The sequence below is a fragment of the Kineosporia mesophila genome, from assembly GCF_021129235.1.
Classification (GTDB): domain Bacteria; phylum Actinomycetota; class Actinomycetes; order Actinomycetales; family Kineosporiaceae; genus Kineosporia; species Kineosporia mesophila.
The window spans coordinates 21572-40045 of the sequence record NZ_JAJOMA010000035.1 but is presented as its reverse complement, the minus strand read 5'-3'; the positions used below and the strand labels follow the sequence as shown (position 1 = coordinate 40045).

Sequence of the window (18474 nt, the reverse complement as noted above, 5' to 3'; positions counted from 1 at the left end):
GCGCTGGGCCGAAGGCGCGATGGCGCAGTGGCACGGAGATCTGGACGCGGCCGCCGCCATCTTCGAGCACGCCTACGAACTGCACCGCGAGACCGAGCTCTACAGCAGCGGGGTGTACGACATCGCGCTGATCGGGCTGCGCTGGGACCGCGACGGTTTCCGCACCCCGGTGCCGCTGCGCGAGGTCGACCGGACCAGCGGCCCCTGGGCCCGCGTCGCCCTGTGCGTGGCGACCGGGCGGATCGCGGAGGCCGACCGGCTGATCGGCCTCGAACTCGCGGCCCGGCAACCGGCCGTCTGGACCACCTACGGCAAGCTCACGATGCTGGCCCACCTGGTCGCCGACATCGGCGCCGAACACCACGCCCGCGACCTGATCTCCCGGCTGACCCCGATCGCCCACTGCATCGCGACGATTGGCCACGTCGGCCTCGTGGGCCCCGTCGCCCTGGCCGTGGCCCGGCTGCATCATCTGCTGGGCGAGACCACCGCGGCCCTGGCACAGCTGGCCGTGGCCACCGAGCTGGCCCGGCGCACGGACGGCCTGCCCTCGCTGCGGCGCTGCCAGGCGCTGGCGATGACGATCAACGGCGCCATCGATGTGCCCCCAGGGGTGGCCACCGTGACAACGGCACGGACGTGATGGGCCACATCAGCCCTGGCTTTTCAGGCCGAGCCGCGCTGCCTTGAAGAACAGATCATCGAGGTGTTACTTGCTCATGACGCCGGCGACGAGGACGGAGAGCACTTGACGTACTGACCACCTGTGGCTCAGGAGGCTGGAAGGGCTTACTCCTCCCAGCGCATGCCTCCACGATTTCGGGGAATCTGAGAGTCCCTTGTTTCCGGCGTCGGGGCCGATATCCAAGAAGCAGACTGGGAGCTGTTTCGTGAGCAGTTTCCTTACCCATTGCACGACGATCTGGCCCGAATCCTGCGAGGGCTGCCCGAACGTAGGATGCCCCGGCCTAACCCGGCGGTGCCGGCGTTCGCGGCGTCCTTCGACGGTTACCTGACCGGCACCGACGTCGCCAATGGAGGCACTGGGTAACATATTGACGATCCCTGGACGCTGTCTGCTGGGGTCACGGCGGTGAATGCCGAGCCCGGTTACGACGAGGGCGCGTACATCGGGAACATCACCCGGACGCAGGGGCCATACTGCGGTCCACGTTCTTCCCGAACGGCGTTTTCTGGCCAGGTCATGTAGGCGAAACGATGTACGACCTACCAGGTCATCCCATCCAGATGGTTACGACCGGACAGAAGACCGGTGATGCGGTTGCCGGCCGCCTCGCGCGTCTCGGGCTGCGGATGGTGGGCGTAGATCGCGAGCTCGACGTACAAGTCGTAGAAGTTCAACCGCTCGCGCAGATGCTCGCGCTCGAACAGCTCCGGATACGCACTGTGCAACCACCCGGGCAGGTCTGCGAGGGTCGTCTCGTCGAGCCCTGCTGCGTGAGGTGTGGGTGGGTACTCTCGCGCTCTCGCACACCAGCGCAGGAACGTGTCGAGCTCGGCATCAGCCGGCTGAGCCAACGCCTCCGCGAAGTCGATGATCCCGGAGACACGTCCCCGGTCGACGATCACATTGGATCCATGGAGATCCCCATGAACCAGGACGGGTTCGTCAGCGGCGAACAACGCCAGCCGCTCCTGGATCCACCCGGCAACATCCACGAGCAGGCGCGAGTCGTGATCGGGCTGTCGCCGGGCAGCCTCGACCTGCTGCAGCGTTGCACTCACGACGGGCGGGTGGAATGCAGGCCACGGCTCGCCACCGAGCGCGCCGGCCAGCCAGGGCGGCAGCAGGCCGGCCGGGACCCGGATGCGGTGAAGGGCGCGCAACGCTGAGCCGAGACTCTCGATCATCGCCTGACGCGTGGCCGGGTCCGCCGCCGGCCACGCTTCGTGGAGGGTCTGACCGGGCAGACGTTCGGAGATGCACCAGGGCCCGTCGGGGCCGTCGTCGTGGGCGAGGAGCCGGGCGTGCGGGACCTGTGCGCCGGCCAGCAGGCCGACCACAGCAGCTTCGTGACGATAAGCGTCGCGGTGCCGTCGGTCGGTGTTCAGCCGTACGACGTACTCATCACCGACCCACGCGCGACTCACCCAACCAGCCTTGAGATGAAACCGCCCCGTCGTAGGCAGTCCCGCAGCCTCCAGCGTCCTCAGCAGCACCGGGTCCTCCGCCGGCTCGACGAACCATGTCGGGTGGGTCATCTCGGTGCTCCTCAGGCGGGCTGATCAGGGCCATGGACGTAGCTACCTCAGCCGCCCTGGATGGTCCAGGCGAGTACGACCTTCCCTGGCCGATTCCGCACGATCGGGTACCGCTTCAGCACCACTCCCGCCCAGGTGGAGCGCCAGCACCAGACGGCCACCCACCTGACTACGGCGATCAGACAGTCATTGATCATCCGGGCCGACTGCGGTGATGGTGCCATACGAAAGTCCCTGGTGAGGAGGCAAACCGGGTGATGATTCCGGGCCAGAACAAGATCGCCGGCCCAGACGTCGAACCGCCCGAACGTCAGCTCGCAAGAGAAAAGGCTGGGTGTGACTACAGAGTCGTCCTCCGGTCACGCCGTGGTCCTGCGGGCCGGCGAGCACCTGAGCGGGCGCATCGTGAGCATTGCGCTTTCCGCGGTACGGCTCTCCCCGTCCGAACACGCACGGGTCGCCGCCGGTGGGCGACATCAGGTCGGCATCCAGGGCCGTGAGCTCCTGCCCCGACTCGCCCGCGCCTTGTCCGGCCGCACCGGCCGGGGGAAGCGACAGCTCTGGTCGGGCGTGCGGAACAGACGATGCTGGCTCTGACGTCGCGGATCGACGCGGAGCCCGGCCTGACCGACCTCGGGTGATGCCCTGCAGCGCTTCTGGCGCGATGTGCCGGTGGCCAGTCGCCCCCGGCCCTCGACCCGTACCTTGCAGTCGAGGGTCGTGGCCGGGCCTTGACCGCATCCGCGGGAGCCGACCAGCCCGTCCCGGCCGGATGTGCCGGGACCCGGCTCATCCGGTCCAGGAGGGGGCCACGATCTTTCCGGTCCGGGCACAGGGGTGCTGCGGTTCCTTGATCGTCCTGACCGGCATGACCGCGCCACGGCATCTGGGCGTGCAGTCCGCACCGAATCTGTGACAGTAATGCCACAGGCCCAGTAGCTGCACCCGGCGTCAGGTCTCCGATTCCGGGACCTGTGCCGGTACCCGGAATCCGGGCCCGAAAGACATTGCCGTATGACAAAACAGCTGGTGCTGGAATGACTCCCGACCGATAGCGAACGCTGACGAGACTTTGGCCGGGAATGCACGGATCACCACGGACGCGGACCGAGAAGGATGCACAGTGCACCATCCTGTAGATCGAGAACATCTCCCGGTCATTCTTCTGGTGAGCGACAGCCCCTACGACTCAGGCGTCAGGAACGGCGCGCAGGCCGCGTGCGCCCTGAGCCCGGCACCTCGTTGTGATGTGGTGGTGGCCCAGGACGGCCTCCGGGCCCTGCAGTTGCTGCACGGGCAGGAAGACGAGCCTCCACTACAGCCGGTCATGATCCTCCTCGATCTGCGGACCCGCGACATGAACGGGTTCGATTTCCTGATTCATGTGCGCGCCGACCCCGCCACCCGTGACCTGCCGGTGAAGATGCTGGCCACCATCACCTCCCAGACCGCTCCCGAGATCGTGCTGAGCGGCCAGGAACCCCTCCCCGACCGCAACGCCCCCCGCCCTCGCACCAGCCAGGAACTGCTGCAGGGCCTGCACGCCCTCGGGGCCACCTGGCTCAGCGACGCCTCCAGCGCCGTCGGCACCAGTGCGGAGACCGTCCTCTCTTCGCACGTCCCGCGGACAGCGACTCCCCCGGTGGAAGGCGCTGCCTGATCCGACGGGTAGGCGCTCCTCCTGGCCGGCGCCTGCGTCCGCGTCGTAAGCCGTTCTCCTGCCGATCAAGTCCTGCTCGCGAGGTGTGGTCGGCGACGGGGTTTCCGCGCGACGGGTTCGGCTGGGCCACCACCGGTTGACCCACCCCAGGGCTTCCACCACCGCTGGCGTGCGTTGGCTGGAACTTTCGCATCGCCCGTACTCGGACGCCATCATCACCCGGGCGCGTACTGCCATAGGTCCGTAACCCGGGCTGCTCGTCGGCCGGTCGACCTGAGTTCCAAGGGGCGCAGGTGGTCGAGGGAGACGGCGAACGCCGGGTCGATGTCGGCCACGAGCGCGACCGCATCGTCCACTCACTCGAAGAGTCCGCGGGCGTTCGTCCGGGCTTCACGAACGGAGTGGCGATGCTCTGAAGCGTTTTCAGTTCGGCTGGTTTTCGGACAGTCCCACACCTGCGTTGACAATGTCGAGTGTCGGCCAGGGTGGGCCGTTGCGTAGTGCGCGCAAAAGCTCTTCTCCGAAGAATCTCCCGTTCGGGAACCGGTCGCCGCGCTTCCAGCGCCAGGCGGCGACCATCGCCAGGACGAGTGGTCGGCAGTCGTCCAGCAGTTCTTGGTCGATGTTCGGGTAGTGCTCGCAGACTGCCTGCGGGACGTGGGCGAGGTCGAATTCGACGGGTCCGCGACAGGTTGTTTCCAGGTCGATGAACAGCAGGCCGTTCTGCGTGCCGAGCACATTGCCTGGATGAGGCTCGCCGTGCAGCATCTGCTCTGCGGCACCTCGTTTCTTGATCGCTTGCGACAGGCCGGCAAGCCGGCCGCCCAGGAAGGAACGGTCCGTGTCGGCGAGGCCTGGCGAGAGCTTCGGGTTGACGACGACTTCTTCCGCCTCCGCTATCCGATCGATGAATCGCGGGCTCGGCACATCCACCTCGCGCATGCCGGCGTGCAGATGTTCCAAGGTCTCGGCGTAGTCGGCCGGCGAGACGTGATGTGCGACGGGCTCGTAGTAGGTCCACAGCGTCACCGCGAAGCCGTCGTGCGTGTACACGCGCGCGTCCGCCCGCGGCTCCAAGGCGCCCACCGGGCATCCGACCTCGGTGAGCCGTTGAGTGAGCTCGACCTCGAACGAGGCGGCCTCATGGCCCGGTGGGGCGACGCGGGCGAGAGTGTCGCAGGGAGCCAGCCGCAGTGTCAGTCTGTTCGAATCTTGAATGACGATCGCGTCATGGGCCGGCAGGGCGAGCGATTCGGTGACCGCGAGCGCGGCCTTCGCTGCCCGTGTGGTGTCAGACATCTCCACCCCCGGATCTTCAGCTGTCCCACGTACGTCGGAGGCCGAGAAGCTCGCGGCTCCACAGGATTCTCCTGTGCATGATCGCATGATCCACCGCGACTGCGAGCGGAGGATGTCGGCATGGGGATGTGGTGCAGACGACCCACGGGCACGGCAACTCCCTCGTTCTATCTATGGAACGTTCTGTTCATAGAACGCTAGGGTGTCTTCATGCCACCCCGTCAGCCCCGCCCCCCAGGAGCCGAACCCACCTCCTTCCCCGACCTCTCCGCATCGGTCGGAGACCGCATCAAAGACCTGCGCACCCAGCGCGGCCTGTCGCTGACCGCACTCGCCGCGGCCACCCGCCTCGGGAAGGGGACGCTCTCCGAACTCGAACGCGGCCAGCGAAACCCCACCCTGGACACGCTGTTCGCGATCACCACGGCGCTGTCCGTGCCGTTGGGCGATCTCCTCGTGGCGACCAGCGGCGACCTCGGGCCGGGCCGGCCGCCTGGACCACAGGCCCACGGGCAGAACATCGACGCCGAGCTCATCGGGCGATGGACCGAACCGGCCGAACTCGTCGAGGTCTACCGGATGACGGTCGGCCAGGGGCGCAGGCAGTCCCCCGGCCACACAGCGGGCGTGATCGAGAGCATCACCGTCGTCAGCGGAGAGGTCGCGGTCGGGCCCACTGACGATCCGGCCCATCTCACCAGCGGGCAGAGCCACACCTTCCCCGGCGACCAGGACCACGTCTACGAAGGGCTGGCCCACCACAGCACCACCGTCCTGGTGATGCGCTATCCCCTCACACCGGAAACGACAGGAGACCACCATGAGTGACCCCAACGCCCTGCCCGGGCGGAGCCAGATCGTGCAGCGCGCGATCGCCGACGCCGGCCTGGGCGCCACTGTGCGCGAACTGCCGGACTCCGCGCGCACCGCGGCCGAGGCGGCCGCAGCTCTCGACTGCGAGGTCGGAGCCATCGGCAGCAGCCTGCTCTTCCTGTCCGACGGCGAGCCGGTACTGGTCATGACCAGCGGCCGGCACCGGGTGGACACGGACTTCCTGGCGACTCAGCTGTCCGCGTCGAGCATCGAAATGGCTTCGGCCAAGCAGGTTCGAGCGATCACCGGACAGGCGATCGGTGGTGTCGCGCCCATCGGCCATCCGTCCCCGGTGAGGACCGTCATCGACGAGGCGCTGAACGATTACGAGACGATCTGGACAGCAGGCGGCACGCCCCACACCGTTGTTCCCCTGACCTTCGACGAACTGGTTTCGCTCACCCGTGGATCGGTGCTGAAAGTCGCTGCCGACTGACAGCCGGCGGGCGCCCGGGCCGGCCATCGACGATCAGGCAAGCACACTCGCGCTTCTGCGAGGTCGGGGCTTGAATCGAGGCATGAGCCGTCGACCCGTGACCCCCGATCCGATCGACCCCGGGCAGGAGTCGGTCTGGGACTACCCGCGCCCACCGGCGCTGGTGTCCAGTACGAAGCGGGTGACGGTCCGGCTCGGTGACACCCTGATCGCCGAGACCGACCGAGCCTGGCGGGTGCTGGAGACGTCGCATCCGCCGACCTGGTACATCCCTCGCGATGACATCGCCCCCGGAGTGCTTCGACGCTCACGGGCGACATCGACGCTGTGCGAGTGGAAAGGTGCGGCCACCTACTGGGACGTCGTCACCGCGGACGGGGAGCTGCCCGCGGCCATGTGGTCGTACGAGACCCCGACGGCCCGGTTCGCGGACCTGGCGGGCGCGCTGACCGGTTATCCGGCCCACTTGGAGTGCACGGTGGACGGGGAGCGGGTGCGCCCGCAGGAGGGAGGCTTCTACGGCGGCTGGATCACCGATGACGTGGTGGGCCCGTTCAAGGGCGGAGCCGGCAGCTGGGGCTGGTGATCGAGCCGATGTCGCGGCGCGGCAACCTCACTTCAGGGTGAAGTCGGCCTCCGTACAGCCTTTTCGGGCTGCGCCGGAAACGCTGCCATTGCGGTCTCGGCGATCTCCTGGAGGTCTTCGAGGGTGCCACCGTCACGGGCGCAGCCGGACATGCCCCGCAGGACCGCCACGAGGAACGAGGCGAGGCGGTCGGTGCGGGCGCCGGGCGGCACGTCGCCGTCCTTCACCCCACGATCCAGCCGGTCCAGGAGCCGCTGGTGGAGCTCCTCACGCTGGGCGGTGAGCCGGGGCTCGGTCAGCATCAGGCAGCCGGGGGGTGTTGCCGCTCGGGTGTGGGCGTGGGCGGTGTCGTCGAGCATGCGCACGATCGCCTCGCGTGCCGTCGGCAGTTCCGCCGCCCGGTCGAGCCCTTCGCACGTGAGCCGGAAGTAGGCGGCCGAGGCCTCTTCGAAGAGGCGGTTCTTGTCGCCGAAGGCGGCGTAGAGGCTCGGGGGCGACACGCCCATGGCCGAGGTGAGCGTCGCGATGGACGTCGCCTCGTACCCCTCGCGCCAGAACTGCTCGACGGCAGCGGCGAGGGCTGCGTCGCGATCGAAGCTCCGTGGTCGGCCGGCCATGCCGCCATCATAACGTAGTTACCACTATGGAATGTGATAGCGTCCGCGACATCAATAGTGATCGCTACAGAATGGGATCGTCGTGGAGCTGAAAGACGCAGTCGTCCTCGTCACCGGTGCGAACCGGGGCATCGGTGCCGAGTTCGTCCACCTGCTCAAGGAACGCGGGGCCGCCAAGATCTACGCCGCCGCCCGTGACGTGAGCTCGCTCAAGACCGACGGCGTCGAGCCGATCGCCCTCGACATCACCGATCGCGGCCAGATCGAGGCCGCCGCCCGCGTCGCGGGTGACGTGCAGGTCCTGATCAACAACGCCGGGATCTCCACGGGCACGTCGCTGATCACGGGGGACGAGGCGGGCATCCGTCGGGAGATGGACACCAACTTCTACGGCACACTCCTGCTGACCAGGGCCTTCGCCCCGATCCTGGGGGCCAACGGGGGCGGCGCCATTCTCAACGTCGTCTCCGCCCTGTCCTGGTTCTCCGTTCCCAACGGAGGTGCCTACGCGGCGTCGAAGGCAGCGGCGTGGATGCTGACCGACAGCACCCGCCTCGAGCTCGCGGCACAGGGCACCCACGTCGTCGGCGTGCACATGGGACTGGTCGACACCGACATGAGCAAGGGCCTGGACGCGCCGAAGATCCACCCGGCCGACCTCGCGGGTGCCGGCCTGGATGCGATCGAGTCGGGCGCGCAGGAGGTACTGGCCGACGACTGGGCGAAGTTCGTGAAGTCCGGGCTCACCCTCGACCCGAAGGAACGCTACGCGAAGATCTTCGCCGCCCTCGGAGGGAACTGAGCCAGCGGATCGGGACGGCTGCCGGCGGCCGAACCGCCGCACCCGGGGGCGCTCGGCTACATCGCGAAGAAGGCGATCGTGACGGCGGAGCGCCCCAGCGGGCCGGGGAGCCGAGCCTCGGCCTCACCGTTCACGCGGCGCTGAGTTCGGCGCGATGCCTCGCCGCGAAGTCGGCGATCGTGATGGCGGGCCGCCCCAGCAGATCGGGAATGTCGCGGCTGCAGAGTCGCCCGCCATCCTGTCCACGCCGCACCACGTCCACGAATTGATGCACCAGCCCCCGGGCCTGCCAGGCGGGCAGGCCGCTCGCACGCAGTGCCCCGTAGAAGGCCGGCGCGGGTAGGTGGACGTACCGCACCCGGTGCCCGAGCGCGGTGCTCAGAATCTCGGCGACCTCCGGGTAGGACAGGGGTCGGTCACCCGTGAGCAGGTAGGTGCGGCCGTGCTCACCAGCTGCGCCCCGCAGCTCCCGATCAGCCAGCACGCGGGCGGCGACCGCGGCGATGTCGGCCACATCGACCCAGGCGGTCGCTCCGTGACCACTGGTCTGGGGCAGCCACCCGCGACGGATGGCCGATGCTTCCGTGAGCAGATTCTGAGTGAAGGCAGAGGCTTTCAGAACGGTCCAGGCCAGACCACTGCCCCGGAGATACTCATCGGCCAGAGCGTGGTTGCGCGCCCAGGGAATGGCCGAGCGGGGATTGGCATCGGAGGCGGAGACCTTCACGACGTGCCGCACACCGGACTCGACGGCGGCGTCGACGGCCAGGCGCATCTGCTGGTACTGCTGCACTCCGACGGGCGCGTTCAAGAACACCTGATCGCAGTCCCGCAGGGCCACCCGCAAGCTGTCAGCGTCCTCAAAACTGGCTAGGACCGCATCGATACCACGCTCGGCGAAGGCGCGTACCTGTTCGGGGCGCCGGCTCATGACCCGGAACGACGTCCCGTCGCCCAGCAGCTCCTCGACGAGCACCCGGCCGATGTCACCGGTGGCCCCGATGACCAGGACCGGACCGGAGCGACCGCCCCGGTCACGCGATGACGGGTCAGGGGATTCAGATGCGCACACGCCGACCTCCTTCAGTAGCAGGAACCTGTTGGTGACAGGCTGAGCTCTGACGAAGGAGGTGGCAAGTCGACCGTGAAGTTGACAACGCACGACATCGACGCTCTGGTCACGTGGTCGCTGATCCGGGCCGCGCACCGGGCCCAGCGTGAACTGACGCAGTTGTTCGCCGAACACGGGCTCTCCCCGGTTCAGTTCGGGGTGCTGACCCATCTGAGCACCGGCACCCCGATGACCCAGGCCCAGCTGGCCCGCGAAGTACTGGTGCGGCCGCAATCGATCAGCGGCGTCCTGGACGGCCTGGTGCACCGCGGTCTGATCAGCCGATCGGAGGGGCGCTCCAAGGGACGCCGTAACCCCCTCACCCTGACCACCGCCGGTCATGACCTGATGTCGGTGGTGTGGCCGCTGGTCCACGCCGCCAACCAGCCCGATCGGCTGGGCCTCAGCGCCACCGAGACAGCAACGCTGAACGAGATCCTGCTGCGGCTGGCCTCCGATCAAGACCGGCCGCAACCCTGACCGGAGGGGACCGGGCGCACCGTGAGCGCCCGGATGGGCGAAACTGTGGGGCCGATGGTGCCGATGCATCCCTGACACCTCGGCTCCCGTACACCCGAAAGGCTCCCCACCCGCCATGTCGTTCCTCACGCTCCTGATCATCGCGGTGGGCGTATCTGCCGATGCGTTCGCCGTCGCCGTCGCCAAGGGCCTGCACCTGAAGCACCTGACCGTTCGCGACGCCGGGGGTCTCGCGATCGGCTTCGGGCTGTTCCAGGCGTTGATGCCCCTGGCCGGCTGGCTCCTGGCGCGCAGCTTCAGCAGCTACATCACCGGGATCGACCACTGGATCGCGTTCGGCCTGCTGGGCCTCATCGGCGTGAAAATGATCCGCGAGGCCCTCTCCCCCGACGAGGACGAAGACACCTCCGACAGCATCGGGCTCCGCGAACTCCTGGTGCTCTCCGTGGCCACGAGCATCGACGCCCTGGCCGTCGGCATCAGCTTCGCCTTCCTCAGCGTGTCCATCCTGCCCGCGGTGGCCCTCATCGGGGCCATCACGACGGCCCTCACCCTGATCGGCGTCATCATCGGCCGGCAGGCCGGAGGACGCATCGGCCGCCCCGCGGAGATCGCCGGCGGTGTCATCCTGATCGTCATCGGAACCCGGATCCTCCTCACCCATCTCGGCGTCTTCTGAGGAGGGAGCGAGTATCTCCCTGGGACAATCCTTTTGAAGCATCGCTTGACTCCTCGGAACATCGTCTCCTAGATTCCTCCCCGTTCCACTGCGCTTCCGGTCCTGCCTTGTCCGAGAATCTTCGGCTCGCCGGAAATGTAGGGTCATTCACACGCCGGGGCTCGGGCGCGACCTCCACCACTGACGAGATCTCCCTTCCGGGGGAGACATCTGCCAAGGAGGAGGGCACGTGCCCTTGCCCGAAAACAGTCACTCCACCGCCAATCCCCGCCGCTGGCTGGTGCTCGGCGTCGTCGGCGTGGCCCAGCTGATGGTCGTGCTCGACGCCACCATCGTCAACATCGCCCTGCCCTCGGCCCAGACCGACCTGGGCTTCGGCGACGATGTGCGGCAGTGGGTGATCAGCGCCTACGCCATCGCTTTCGGCGCGCTGCTCCTGCTCGGCGGGCGCCTGGGCGACGTCTTCGGACGACGCCTGGCCTTCGTCGTCGGCCTGCTCGGATTCGCCGCCGCCTCCGCGATCGGAGGCCTGGCCAACAGCTTCGAGCTCCTCGTGATCGCCCGGGTCCTGCAGGGAATGTTCGGCGCGCTGCTGGCACCCGCCGCCCTGGCCATCGTGGCCACCACGTTCACCGACCCGGCCGAACGCGGCAAGGCCTTCGGGGTGTTCAGCGCCATCGCCGGTATCGGCGCCGGACTCGGCCTGCTCCTGGGCGGAGCCCTCACCGACCTGCTGTCGTGGCGCTGGTGCCTGCTGGTCAACCTCGTCTTCGCCCTGCCCGCCGCACTCGGGGCCCGCATGATCGACCGTGACGAGCGCCCGGCCACCCGAGCCAAGCTGGATGTGCCCGGCGCGCTGACCATTTCGCTGGGCCTGTTCCTCATCGTCTACGGCGTCTCCCGCGCCGAGCAGGACGGCTGGACCTCCGCGGTGACACTGGCCTGCCTGATCGCCGGTGTGATCCTGGTGGCGGCGTTCGCCGTGATCGAGAGCCGGGGCACCCACCCCCTGCTGCCCCTGCGGGTGCTGACCCACCGGGTGCGGGCCGGCGCCTTCCTGGGTCTGGCCGTGCTCAGCGTGACGATGTTCGGTGTGTTCCTGTTCCTGACCTTCTACCTGCAGCAGAACCTGCAGTACTCGCCCATGAAGACCGGCGTGGCCTTCATGCCCCTGAACATCACGATCTTCATCATGTCCGGACTCACCGCCACGATGCTGCTGCCCCGCATCACCCCGCGCATCCTCATCCCCGTGGGCCTGTTCCTCGTCGCGGGGGGCTCCGTGCTCCTGGCCCAGCTCGACACCACCTCCGGCTACGCCGACGGAGTGCTCCCGGCCCTGATCGTGGCCGGACTGGGCGCAGGCATCCTGTACCCGACCACGTTCGCCACCGGCACCCAGGGCATCGCCCCCCAGGACACCGGCGTGGCCTCCGCCGCGCTGAACACCGCCCAGCAACTCGGCGGATCGATCGGCATCGCCTTCCTGTCCACCATGTTCGCCGACTTCGTGGCCGACGCCTTCACCAGTGACCCGTCGACCAACCCGGCCCAGGCCGTGATCGACGGCTACGTCGGAGTCTTCTGGTGGGCCGCCGGCATCAGCGCGGTGGCCTCGGTCATCGCCCTGGCCCTGATCAAGGTGTCCCCGGGCGACCGGGCCGCGGCCGGGGACCAGCAGCCGACGATGAGCGCCATACACTGACCCGGACCGGGTTCTGACGACGTCCGGCGTCCGTCGCCAGTGGCGGCGGACGCCGGACACCCACCGTCAACCGCGCGAAACACCGTCCCGGTAGCGACGCAGCCGGCGACGGGCTTCGCGCCGATCCTGATGATTGGCCTCGGTACGCCAGCGATTCCACTCCGCGCCACCGTTGTCCAGGCGCACGCCGTACAGCCCCGGACCGTAGGTCCAGTAGCAACCGCGGCGGACGGCCTCGACGCTGCCGGGCGTCACGTCGCCGGGCAGGGTGCAGGGCCCGTACCGGTGATCATGGTGCGGACGGCTGGTCCACAGCGGGACGTCCGCAAGCCTGACCCAGTACGGCCGATGTTTGTCTGTTCTGCTCATGACGGGCACCTTTCGGTTCCGCGACGCCCCGGTCGGGGCCGTCGCTAGACCGGGTGCACGGCCATCACGAACGCATTCCTCGTCCACATACCCACCAGCACATCAGACCTGTGGCCGGGCCGCATCAGAAATTCTCGATCCGCGTCGGCCGTCCGTCCCAAATTCAGCCGTGTGTAAGATCTCCGAGCCCAGGACGCATCCCGATCACCCCAGACACCGTTCGATCACCATCGGCCGGGCCCCGACCCGGACGGACACCCGATGAACGACGCTGCTACCCCGGCCGAGCCACCCTCCTCCGGCCGCAGTCGCATGCTGTGGACGTTCGGTGATCAGGGCCTGTCCAGCCTCAGCAACTTCGCGCTGGCCGCTGTGGTCGCCAACGTCGTGCACAGCGAGACCCCGGAGGGCCTGAAGGCCTTCGGGTCGTTCGGACTGGCCCTGGTGACGTTCTCGTTCCTCATCGGCCTGGGACGCAGCGCCATCGGCGACCCGTACGTCGTGCGCTACACCGGCGCCGCCCCCGCAACCCGGAACACCGCCGTGAGCTGGGCAACCGGCGCCGCCGTGGCCTTCGGTCTGCTCAGCGGGCTGCTGTGCGTCGCCGCGTCCCTGTTCATGAGCGGCGACATGCGCATGGCCATGCTGGCACTGGGCCTCTCGATGCCCGGGTTGATGCTGCAGGAGACCTGGCGGCACGTCTTCTTCGCCGAGGGCCGCCCCCGGGCCGCCGCCCTGAACGACGGCGTCTGGACCCTGCTGCAGTTCGGGCTGCTCGCCGTCCTCCTGACCACCCCGCATTCGGCCTCGATCTTCCTGATCACGGCCACCTGGGGACTGTCCGCCCTGGTGGCGGCACTGGTCGGGATCGCGCAGACCGGGGTGATGCCGGCCCTGTCCCGGGCGGGAGCCTGGTACCGGGAGACCCGCGACATCAACCTGAAGATGGCGATGGACTTCGCCTTCAACCAGGGCGCCACCACTTTGGCCAGTTACCTGATCACCGGCATCGTGGGGCTCCAGGCGATGGCCGCGATCCGGGCCGCCCAGAACCTGCTCGGCCCCCTGAACCTTCTCCTGGCCGGGATCTCCGCCTTCGCCCTGCCCCTGCTGGCCCGCACCGCACTCACCACCTCTCGCCACACCGAACCAGCCATCGAACCAGCCATCGAACCTGGCAACGGTGGCGCCGGCGTCCTGCGGCACGCCCTGGCCATCAGCGCCGTGGCCGGTGCCGGGTCCGGCCTGTGTCTGCTGATCCTGCTGGTGATGCCCTCCTCGGTGGCCGAGTCCCTGCTGAAGGGCCTGTGGTCGGCCGCCCACCCGGTCCTGCTGCCGATGGGCCTGGTCACCTTGGCCGTGTCCCTGGTCATCGGCGCCAGCCTGGGGCTGAAGGCCCTCGCCCGCGCCGACCAGATGCTGCGCGTCACCCTGGTGCAGGCCCCGTTGATGCTGGCCCTCTCCGCGGCCGGCGCCGTCTGGCACGGAGCCGCCGGAGCGGCCTGGGGCTTCGTCGCCGCCCAGACCTTCGGGCTGGGGCTGTGCTGGTTCATCTTCGTGCGGGCCGCCCGCGCGCACGACCAGGTCAGTCGATAGGCCCCTGGGCAGCACCCCGGCCGAGCACCCCACGCAGCCGGGTCTCCAGGGCCTTGCGCGGCAGTGCCCCCACGATCGACGCCACCTCGCGCCCACCCCGGAACGCCCTCAGCGTCGGGATCGTCGTGATTCCGTACGTCTCGGAGGTCTCCCGGTTCTCGTCCACGTTGAGCTTCACCACCGTGATCCGGCTCCGGTTCGCGGCCGCGAACTGCTCGACCACCGGGGCCATCGCCCGGCACGGCTTGCACCACGCCGCCCAGAAATCCACCAGGACCAGACCATCGGCCAGCAGCACCTGATCGACGAACGTCGCATCGGTCACGGACCGTACCGTGGGCATGACTCTCCTTCGGGCAAGGGCCGGATCGGGCACGAACGATTCTGCCCCAACGCCGCCGCCGGGCCGCTATCGGGCCGCGGCCGGCCCACGCCTAGGCGAAAGCCGACAGCAGTTGCAGCTTCTCGTAACTCTCGCTGCCCGGGGCAGCGGTGTAGACCAGCAGCGAGTGCGAGCGGTACGGATCCAGGAGGGTCTGGCAGTTCACCTGCAGGGCACCGAGCTCGGGATGGACGAACTGCTTGGACTCGTGGGGCAGCAACCCGACCTCGTGCTTCTCCCACAGCGTCCGGAACTCCGCGCTCCCGGCCCGCAGCAGATCGGCCAGCTCCGCGGCTCTCGACCCCGGACCGCGCAGGGTGACGGCCTGACGCGCGTACGAGGCGTAGAGACGCGACAGGAAGGCGTGGTCCTCGGGGGCGTACCGCAGCCGGGCCGCCGAGTCGGTGAACCAGCGGTAGGGGAAGTACCGCCGGGGCCCGGTCAGGTGCGAGGTGTCACCGGTCAGGGCCTTGCCCAGCTCGGTCTGGCGGAGCGTCTCGCCCAGTTCCCCGACGATCTCGGCCGGGGTGTCGCTGAGCCGGTCCAGCACCCGCAGCATGCCGGGGCTGATGTGGTCGCCGCTCCCCTCGCGCACCGGCGGGTTGTGCCCGGCCAGGCGGAACAGGTGGTCGCGTTCCTCCAGCGACAGATGCAGCCCCTGAGCGATCGAGGCCATCATCTGCGGCGACGGCTGCGGGCCGCGCTCACGTTCCAGACGGGCGTAGTAGTCGGCGGACATGTGGCACAGCGTGGCCACCTCTTCCCGCCGCAACCCGCTGGTCCTTCGCCGCCGGCCCCGGGGCAGACCGACGTCCTCGGGCTGCAGGGACGCACGGCGGTGCCGGAGGAACTGCGCCAGGCCGGCTCGGTCGATCACCATGCCTCGTTTCTACCCTGCCCCGTCCCCCGTATCCACGGATCGGTAGGCCGTGGCAAGCGTCCTGGCCGGCGGTCACAGTGAAGCCATGCCTCGCTCACAGCCCGACATCACCGTCCCCGACCTCACCGGCAAGCTCGCCGTGGTCACCGGCGCCAGCGACGGGATGGGTCTGGTCCTGGCCACCCGGCTCGCCGCCGCCGGTGCCGCCCTGATCCTGCCCGTCCGCAACCCCCGCAAGGGCGAGGCGGCCGCCGTCACGATCCGCCAGCAGGCGCCGCAGGCCGAGATCTCTCTGCGCTCACTGGATCTTTCCTCACTGGACTCCGTGGCGGCCCTGGGGGAAACCCTGAACCGTGAGGGCCGGCCGATCCACCTCCTGATCAACAATGCCGGGGTGATGACCCCGCCCGAACGTCAGCTCACCGCCGACGGCTTCGAACTGCAGTGGGGCACGAACCATCTCGGTCACTTCGCCCTGGTCGCGCAGCTGATGCCCGTGCTGCGCGCCGGAAACGCGCGCGTCACCTCGCAACTGAGCGTCACGGCGAACAGCCATGCGATCAACTGGGCGGACCTGAACTGGGACCGCTCGTACCACGGCCAGCGCGCCTACAGTCAGTCGAAGATCGCCTTCGGCCTCTTCGGTCTGGAACTGGCCCGGCGCAGTGCCGCCCACGGCTGGGGAGTCACCAGCAACATCACGCATCCGGGCATCGCTCCGACCGCTCTGCTGGCGGCCCGCCCGGAACTGGGCCGCGGAAAGGACACCCTGAGCGTGCGACTGATCCGGGTCCTGTCGGCCCGTGGGGTCCTGGCCGGAACGGTGGAGTCCGCAGCCCTGTCGGCGCTGTACGCGGCGACCTCGAAAGATGCGAACAGTGGACGTTTCTACGGACCGAGCGGTCCGGGTCAGCTGAGCGGCCCTCCGGTCGAGCAGAAGCTCTACTCGCGCCTGCGCGACGAGGACGAGGCGCGACGGGTCTGGGAGGTTTCGGAAGAACTGACCCGGATCTCCTTCTAGCGAGTACCGATGACCGGAGGCCGCCCACTGTGCGGGTCAGTCCTGCAACTGCAGGGTCTCCCCGAACCCCATGCGGGTGACGAACGCCTCCCGGGTCAGGTCGGAGAACGCCATCACGTGGTCGACCCCGGCCGCGGTGAAGTCGACGACGCTGCGAAAGGGCTTGCGCCCCCGGGGAAGACCCAGCACGCGGGTGATCTCGTCCGCGACCACCTGCGGGTCCTGGTCGACGTCCGGCTGCATGAGACTGGCGGTGGCCTCCTCGTTGCGGGCCACCAGCGGGTCGAGGAACGCGTACGCGGCACTCACCTCGGCGTCGGAGGCCCGGGAGGCGTTCGGGAAGTGTGAGGTGCCCTGGGTGATGGCGCCGGGCATCACGATGCTGGTCTCGATGCCGAACTGGGCCGCCTCGTACGACGTCACGACGGCCAGGGCGTCGAAGGCGGCCTTGGAGGCCACGTACGGGCCCAGGAACGGCGGCGTGGTGACGATGATCGTGCTGCCGACGTACAGCAGCGTTCCCGAGCGCTGCTCCCGCAGGTACGGCAGGGCCGCCCGGTTGACCCGGTGCGCACCGATCGCGTTGATGTCGATGAGGTGGGCCAGGTCCTCGTCGGTGAACGCCTCGACGTACCCGACGTACAGGTGCCCGGCGTTCTGCACGACCACGTCCAGGCGCCCGGCCCGGTCGACCACGGCCTTCACCGCGGCGTCGGCCGAGGCCTGCGAGGTGACGTCGAGCTCGACCACGTGCAGGTCGAGCCCTTCCTTCTCGGCCAGCTCATGGAACTGCGCGGTGACGTCGGCGTTGCGCGCGTCGATCCCGCGCATGCTGGCGAAGACCGTGTGCCCGGCCCGGGCCAGGGTCTTCGCGGTGAGGTTGCCGATACCGGTACTGGAACCGGTGATGAGAACAACTGACATCAGATGCCTTTCAGAAGACGTAGAACTGGTTCAGGCCGCGCCGCCGTTGGTGTAGAGCACCTGCCCGTTGACCCAGCGCCCCGGGCCGGCCAGGAACGCGGTCACCTCGGCGATGTCCTGCGGCGTGCCCAGGCGCTGCATCGGGTTCAGGCCGGCGATGTGGTCGATGACCTCCTGCGGCTTGCCCTCGAAGAACAGGGGTGTGGCCGTCGGGCCGGGCGCCACGGCGTTGACGGTGATGTCCTTGCCGCGCATCTCGCGGGCCAGGATCAGGGTGAGGCCCTCGACGGCGCCCTTCGACATGGCGTACGCGCCGTAGGTCGGCATCTGCAGCTTCATGATCGAGGTGGAGAAGTTGATGATGGCCCCGCCCGGGCGCACGGTGCGGGCGGCCAGCTGGCTGACCACGAAGGTGCCGCGGACGTTGGTGCGCTGGATCCGGTCGAAGGTGTCCAGGTCCGTGTCCACGACCGGGGCCAGCGGCATGATCCCGGCGCTGTTCACCACCACGTCGACACCCCCGAAGGTGTCGATGGCGTGCTGGAACAGGCGGCCCATCGCGTCCTCGTCGGCCACGTCACCGCCGAACGCGGTGGCCTTCCCACCGGCCGCGGTGATCGCGGCCACGGTCTCGGCCGCCGTGGCGGCGTTGCCGCTGTAGTGCACGAGCACGGACAGGCCGTCGGCGGCCAGGCGCTCGGCCACGGCCTTGCCGATCCCGCCGGAGGCGCCGGTCACGATGGCGATGCGGCTGCTGGTGTCGCTCACTGTTGCTCCTCAAGTAAATAGACCAGGTGTCCATATGAAGGTACTGCGAAAAAGACTTGCTGT

Annotated in this window: 22 protein-coding genes; 13 read left to right on the top strand and 9 right to left on the bottom strand. The window is 68.7% G+C overall.

Features of this window, described 5'->3' with window-relative positions:
• Positions 1-19 precede the first annotated feature (19 nt).
• Positions 20-643 carry a hypothetical protein gene (locus LR393_RS32165; protein ID WP_231488980.1) on the top strand — a complete coding sequence of 208 codons (624 nt, stop codon included), beginning with the start codon at positions 20-22 and terminating at the stop codon, positions 641-643.
• Between the two features lie 584 nt (positions 644-1227).
• Here LR393_RS32165 and LR393_RS32160 read toward each other — a convergent pair.
• Positions 1228-2223, bottom strand: a complete 996-nt coding sequence (locus LR393_RS32160; protein ID WP_231488979.1) for a phosphotransferase family protein — start codon at positions 2221-2223, stop codon at positions 1228-1230.
• A gap of 336 nt (positions 2224-2559) precedes the next feature.
• Between LR393_RS32160 and LR393_RS32155 the strand changes: the two genes are divergently transcribed.
• The 3 genes from LR393_RS32155 to LR393_RS35960 all read left to right on the top strand — a co-directional run bounded on the left by LR393_RS32155 (position 2560) and on the right by LR393_RS35960 (position 4299).
• Positions 2560-2820, top strand: a complete 261-nt coding sequence (locus LR393_RS32155) for a hypothetical protein (RefSeq protein WP_231488978.1) — start codon at positions 2560-2562, stop codon at positions 2818-2820.
• Positions 2821-3391: 571 nt separating this feature from the next.
• Entirely contained in the window at positions 3392-3883 is a 492-nt protein-coding gene (locus LR393_RS32150) for a response regulator (protein ID WP_231488977.1), read from the top strand.
• Positions 3884-4176: 293 nt separating this feature from the next.
• The gene (locus LR393_RS35960; protein WP_269328228.1) at positions 4177-4299 is read left to right on the top strand and encodes a hypothetical protein; all 123 of its coding nucleotides are present in this window, start codon (positions 4177-4179) and stop codon (positions 4297-4299) included.
• A 7-nt stretch (positions 4300-4306) separates the two neighbouring features.
• Here LR393_RS35960 and LR393_RS32145 read toward each other — a convergent pair whose 3' ends face one another.
• Positions 4307-5182: a phosphotransferase gene (locus LR393_RS32145; protein WP_231488976.1), complete on the bottom strand. Its 876-nt coding sequence runs from the start codon at positions 5180-5182 to the stop codon at positions 4307-4309.
• Between the two features lie 210 nt (positions 5183-5392).
• Between LR393_RS32145 and LR393_RS32140 the strand changes: the two genes are divergently transcribed.
• From LR393_RS32140 to LR393_RS32130, 3 genes are all read left to right on the top strand, one after another.
• Positions 5393-6010 carry a helix-turn-helix domain-containing protein gene (locus tag LR393_RS32140; RefSeq protein WP_231488975.1) on the top strand — a complete coding sequence of 206 codons (618 nt, stop codon included), beginning with the start codon at positions 5393-5395 and terminating at the stop codon, positions 6008-6010.
• Positions 6003-6491 (top strand): YbaK/EbsC family protein, encoded by a 489-nt coding sequence (locus tag LR393_RS32135; protein WP_231488974.1) that lies wholly within the window; start codon positions 6003-6005, stop codon positions 6489-6491. Before LR393_RS32140 ends, LR393_RS32135 begins: the two co-directional genes overlap by 8 nt.
• An 82-nt stretch (positions 6492-6573) precedes the next feature.
• Positions 6574-7077 carry a DUF427 domain-containing protein gene (locus tag LR393_RS32130; RefSeq protein WP_231488973.1) on the top strand — a complete coding sequence of 168 codons (504 nt, stop codon included), beginning with the start codon at positions 6574-6576 and terminating at the stop codon, positions 7075-7077.
• 32 nt (positions 7078-7109) lie between these two features.
• On the opposite strand, the gene LR393_RS32125 is transcribed toward LR393_RS32130, so the two are convergent.
• Positions 7110-7694: a TetR/AcrR family transcriptional regulator gene (locus LR393_RS32125; protein ID WP_231488972.1), complete on the bottom strand. Its 585-nt coding sequence runs from the start codon at positions 7692-7694 to the stop codon at positions 7110-7112.
• A gap of 82 nt (positions 7695-7776) precedes the next feature.
• Between LR393_RS32125 and LR393_RS32120 the strand changes: the two genes are divergently transcribed.
• A complete protein-coding gene (locus tag LR393_RS32120) occupies positions 7777-8496 on the top strand; it encodes an SDR family oxidoreductase (protein ID WP_231488971.1) in 720 nt (239 codons plus the stop codon).
• A gap of 130 nt (positions 8497-8626) precedes the next feature.
• Here the strand turns inward: LR393_RS32120 and LR393_RS32115 are convergent, their stop codons facing one another.
• A complete protein-coding gene (locus LR393_RS32115; RefSeq protein WP_231488970.1) occupies positions 8627-9568 on the bottom strand; it encodes an NAD(P)H-binding protein in 942 nt (313 codons plus the stop codon).
• Between the two features lie 72 nt (positions 9569-9640).
• Here LR393_RS32115 and LR393_RS32110 point away from each other — a divergent pair, with 72 nt between their 5' ends.
• From LR393_RS32110 to LR393_RS32100, 3 genes are all read left to right on the top strand, one after another.
• Positions 9641-10087, top strand: a complete 447-nt coding sequence (locus LR393_RS32110; RefSeq protein ID WP_231488969.1) for a MarR family winged helix-turn-helix transcriptional regulator — start codon at positions 9641-9643, stop codon at positions 10085-10087.
• A 115-nt stretch (positions 10088-10202) separates the two neighbouring features.
• Positions 10203-10766, top strand: a complete 564-nt coding sequence (locus LR393_RS32105) for a manganese efflux pump MntP (RefSeq protein ID WP_231488968.1) — start codon at positions 10203-10205, stop codon at positions 10764-10766.
• Between the two features lie 229 nt (positions 10767-10995).
• The gene (locus LR393_RS32100) at positions 10996-12471 is read left to right on the top strand and encodes a DHA2 family efflux MFS transporter permease subunit (protein WP_231488967.1); all 1476 of its coding nucleotides are present in this window, start codon (positions 10996-10998) and stop codon (positions 12469-12471) included.
• 66 nt (positions 12472-12537) lie between these two features.
• Here LR393_RS32100 and LR393_RS32095 read toward each other — a convergent pair whose 3' ends face one another.
• The gene (locus LR393_RS32095; protein ID WP_231488966.1) at positions 12538-12840 is read right to left on the bottom strand and encodes a hypothetical protein; all 303 of its coding nucleotides are present in this window, start codon (positions 12838-12840) and stop codon (positions 12538-12540) included.
• 261 nt (positions 12841-13101) lie between these two features.
• Here LR393_RS32095 and LR393_RS32090 point away from each other — a divergent pair, with 261 nt between their 5' ends.
• Entirely contained in the window at positions 13102-14436 is a 1335-nt protein-coding gene (locus LR393_RS32090; protein WP_231488965.1) for an MATE family efflux transporter, read from the top strand.
• On the opposite strand, the gene trxA is transcribed toward LR393_RS32090, so the two are convergent.
• Together trxA and LR393_RS32080 are read right to left on the bottom strand one after the other, a co-directional pair.
• Entirely contained in the window at positions 14426-14779 is a 354-nt protein-coding gene (gene trxA, locus LR393_RS32085) for a thioredoxin (protein WP_231488964.1), read from the bottom strand. The two genes, LR393_RS32090 and trxA, sit on opposite strands and share 11 nt — an antisense overlap.
• A gap of 91 nt (positions 14780-14870) precedes the next feature.
• Complete coding sequence (locus LR393_RS32080) at positions 14871-15698, bottom strand: helix-turn-helix transcriptional regulator (protein WP_231488963.1); 828 nt, start codon at positions 15696-15698, stop codon at positions 14871-14873.
• 85 nt (positions 15699-15783) lie between these two features.
• Here LR393_RS32080 and LR393_RS32075 point away from each other — a divergent pair, with 85 nt between their 5' ends.
• The gene (locus LR393_RS32075) at positions 15784-16719 is read left to right on the top strand and encodes an SDR family oxidoreductase (protein ID WP_231488962.1); all 936 of its coding nucleotides are present in this window, start codon (positions 15784-15786) and stop codon (positions 16717-16719) included.
• 36 nt (positions 16720-16755) lie between these two features.
• Here the strand turns inward: LR393_RS32075 and LR393_RS32070 are convergent, their stop codons facing one another.
• On the bottom strand, positions 16756-17643 hold the full coding sequence (locus tag LR393_RS32070; RefSeq protein ID WP_231488961.1) for an SDR family oxidoreductase: 888 nt from the start codon (positions 17641-17643) through the stop codon (positions 16756-16758).
• A 30-nt stretch (positions 17644-17673) separates the two neighbouring features.
• Positions 17674-18411 carry an SDR family oxidoreductase gene (locus tag LR393_RS32065; RefSeq protein ID WP_231488960.1) on the bottom strand — a complete coding sequence of 246 codons (738 nt, stop codon included), beginning with the start codon at positions 18409-18411 and terminating at the stop codon, positions 17674-17676.
• Positions 18412-18474: the final 63 nt, after the last annotated feature.

Bases quoted from the DNA above. Each gene is read 5' to 3' on its own strand.
- LR393_RS32165 (WP_231488980.1), top strand. From the start codon at position 20: ATGGCGCAGTGGCACGGAGATCTGGACGCGGCCGCCGCCATCTTCGAG.
- trxA (WP_231488964.1), bottom strand. From the start codon at position 14,779: ATGCCCACGGTACGGTCCGTGACCGATGCGACGTTCGTCGATCAGGTG.
- LR393_RS32130 (WP_231488973.1), top strand. From the start codon at position 6,574: ATGAGCCGTCGACCCGTGACCCCCGATCCGATCGACCCCGGGCAGGAG.
- LR393_RS32105 (WP_231488968.1), top strand. From the start codon at position 10,203: ATGTCGTTCCTCACGCTCCTGATCATCGCGGTGGGCGTATCTGCCGAT.
- LR393_RS32080 (WP_231488963.1), bottom strand. From the start codon at position 15,698: ATGGTGATCGACCGAGCCGGCCTGGCGCAGTTCCTCCGGCACCGCCGT.
- LR393_RS32075 (WP_231488962.1), top strand. From the start codon at position 15,784: ATGCCTCGCTCACAGCCCGACATCACCGTCCCCGACCTCACCGGCAAG.
- LR393_RS32090 (WP_231488965.1), top strand. From the start codon at position 13,102: ATGAACGACGCTGCTACCCCGGCCGAGCCACCCTCCTCCGGCCGCAGT.
- LR393_RS32125 (WP_231488972.1), bottom strand. From the start codon at position 7,694: ATGGCCGGCCGACCACGGAGCTTCGATCGCGACGCAGCCCTCGCCGCT.
- LR393_RS32095 (WP_231488966.1), bottom strand. From the start codon at position 12,840: ATGAGCAGAACAGACAAACATCGGCCGTACTGGGTCAGGCTTGCGGAC.
- LR393_RS32070 (WP_231488961.1), bottom strand. From the start codon at position 17,643: ATGTCAGTTGTTCTCATCACCGGTTCCAGTACCGGTATCGGCAACCTC.
- LR393_RS32135 (WP_231488974.1), top strand. From the start codon at position 6,003: ATGAGTGACCCCAACGCCCTGCCCGGGCGGAGCCAGATCGTGCAGCGC.
- LR393_RS32160 (WP_231488979.1), bottom strand. From the start codon at position 2,223: ATGACCCACCCGACATGGTTCGTCGAGCCGGCGGAGGACCCGGTGCTG.
- LR393_RS32140 (WP_231488975.1), top strand. From the start codon at position 5,393: ATGCCACCCCGTCAGCCCCGCCCCCCAGGAGCCGAACCCACCTCCTTC.
- LR393_RS32145 (WP_231488976.1), bottom strand. From the start codon at position 5,182: ATGTCTGACACCACACGGGCAGCGAAGGCCGCGCTCGCGGTCACCGAA.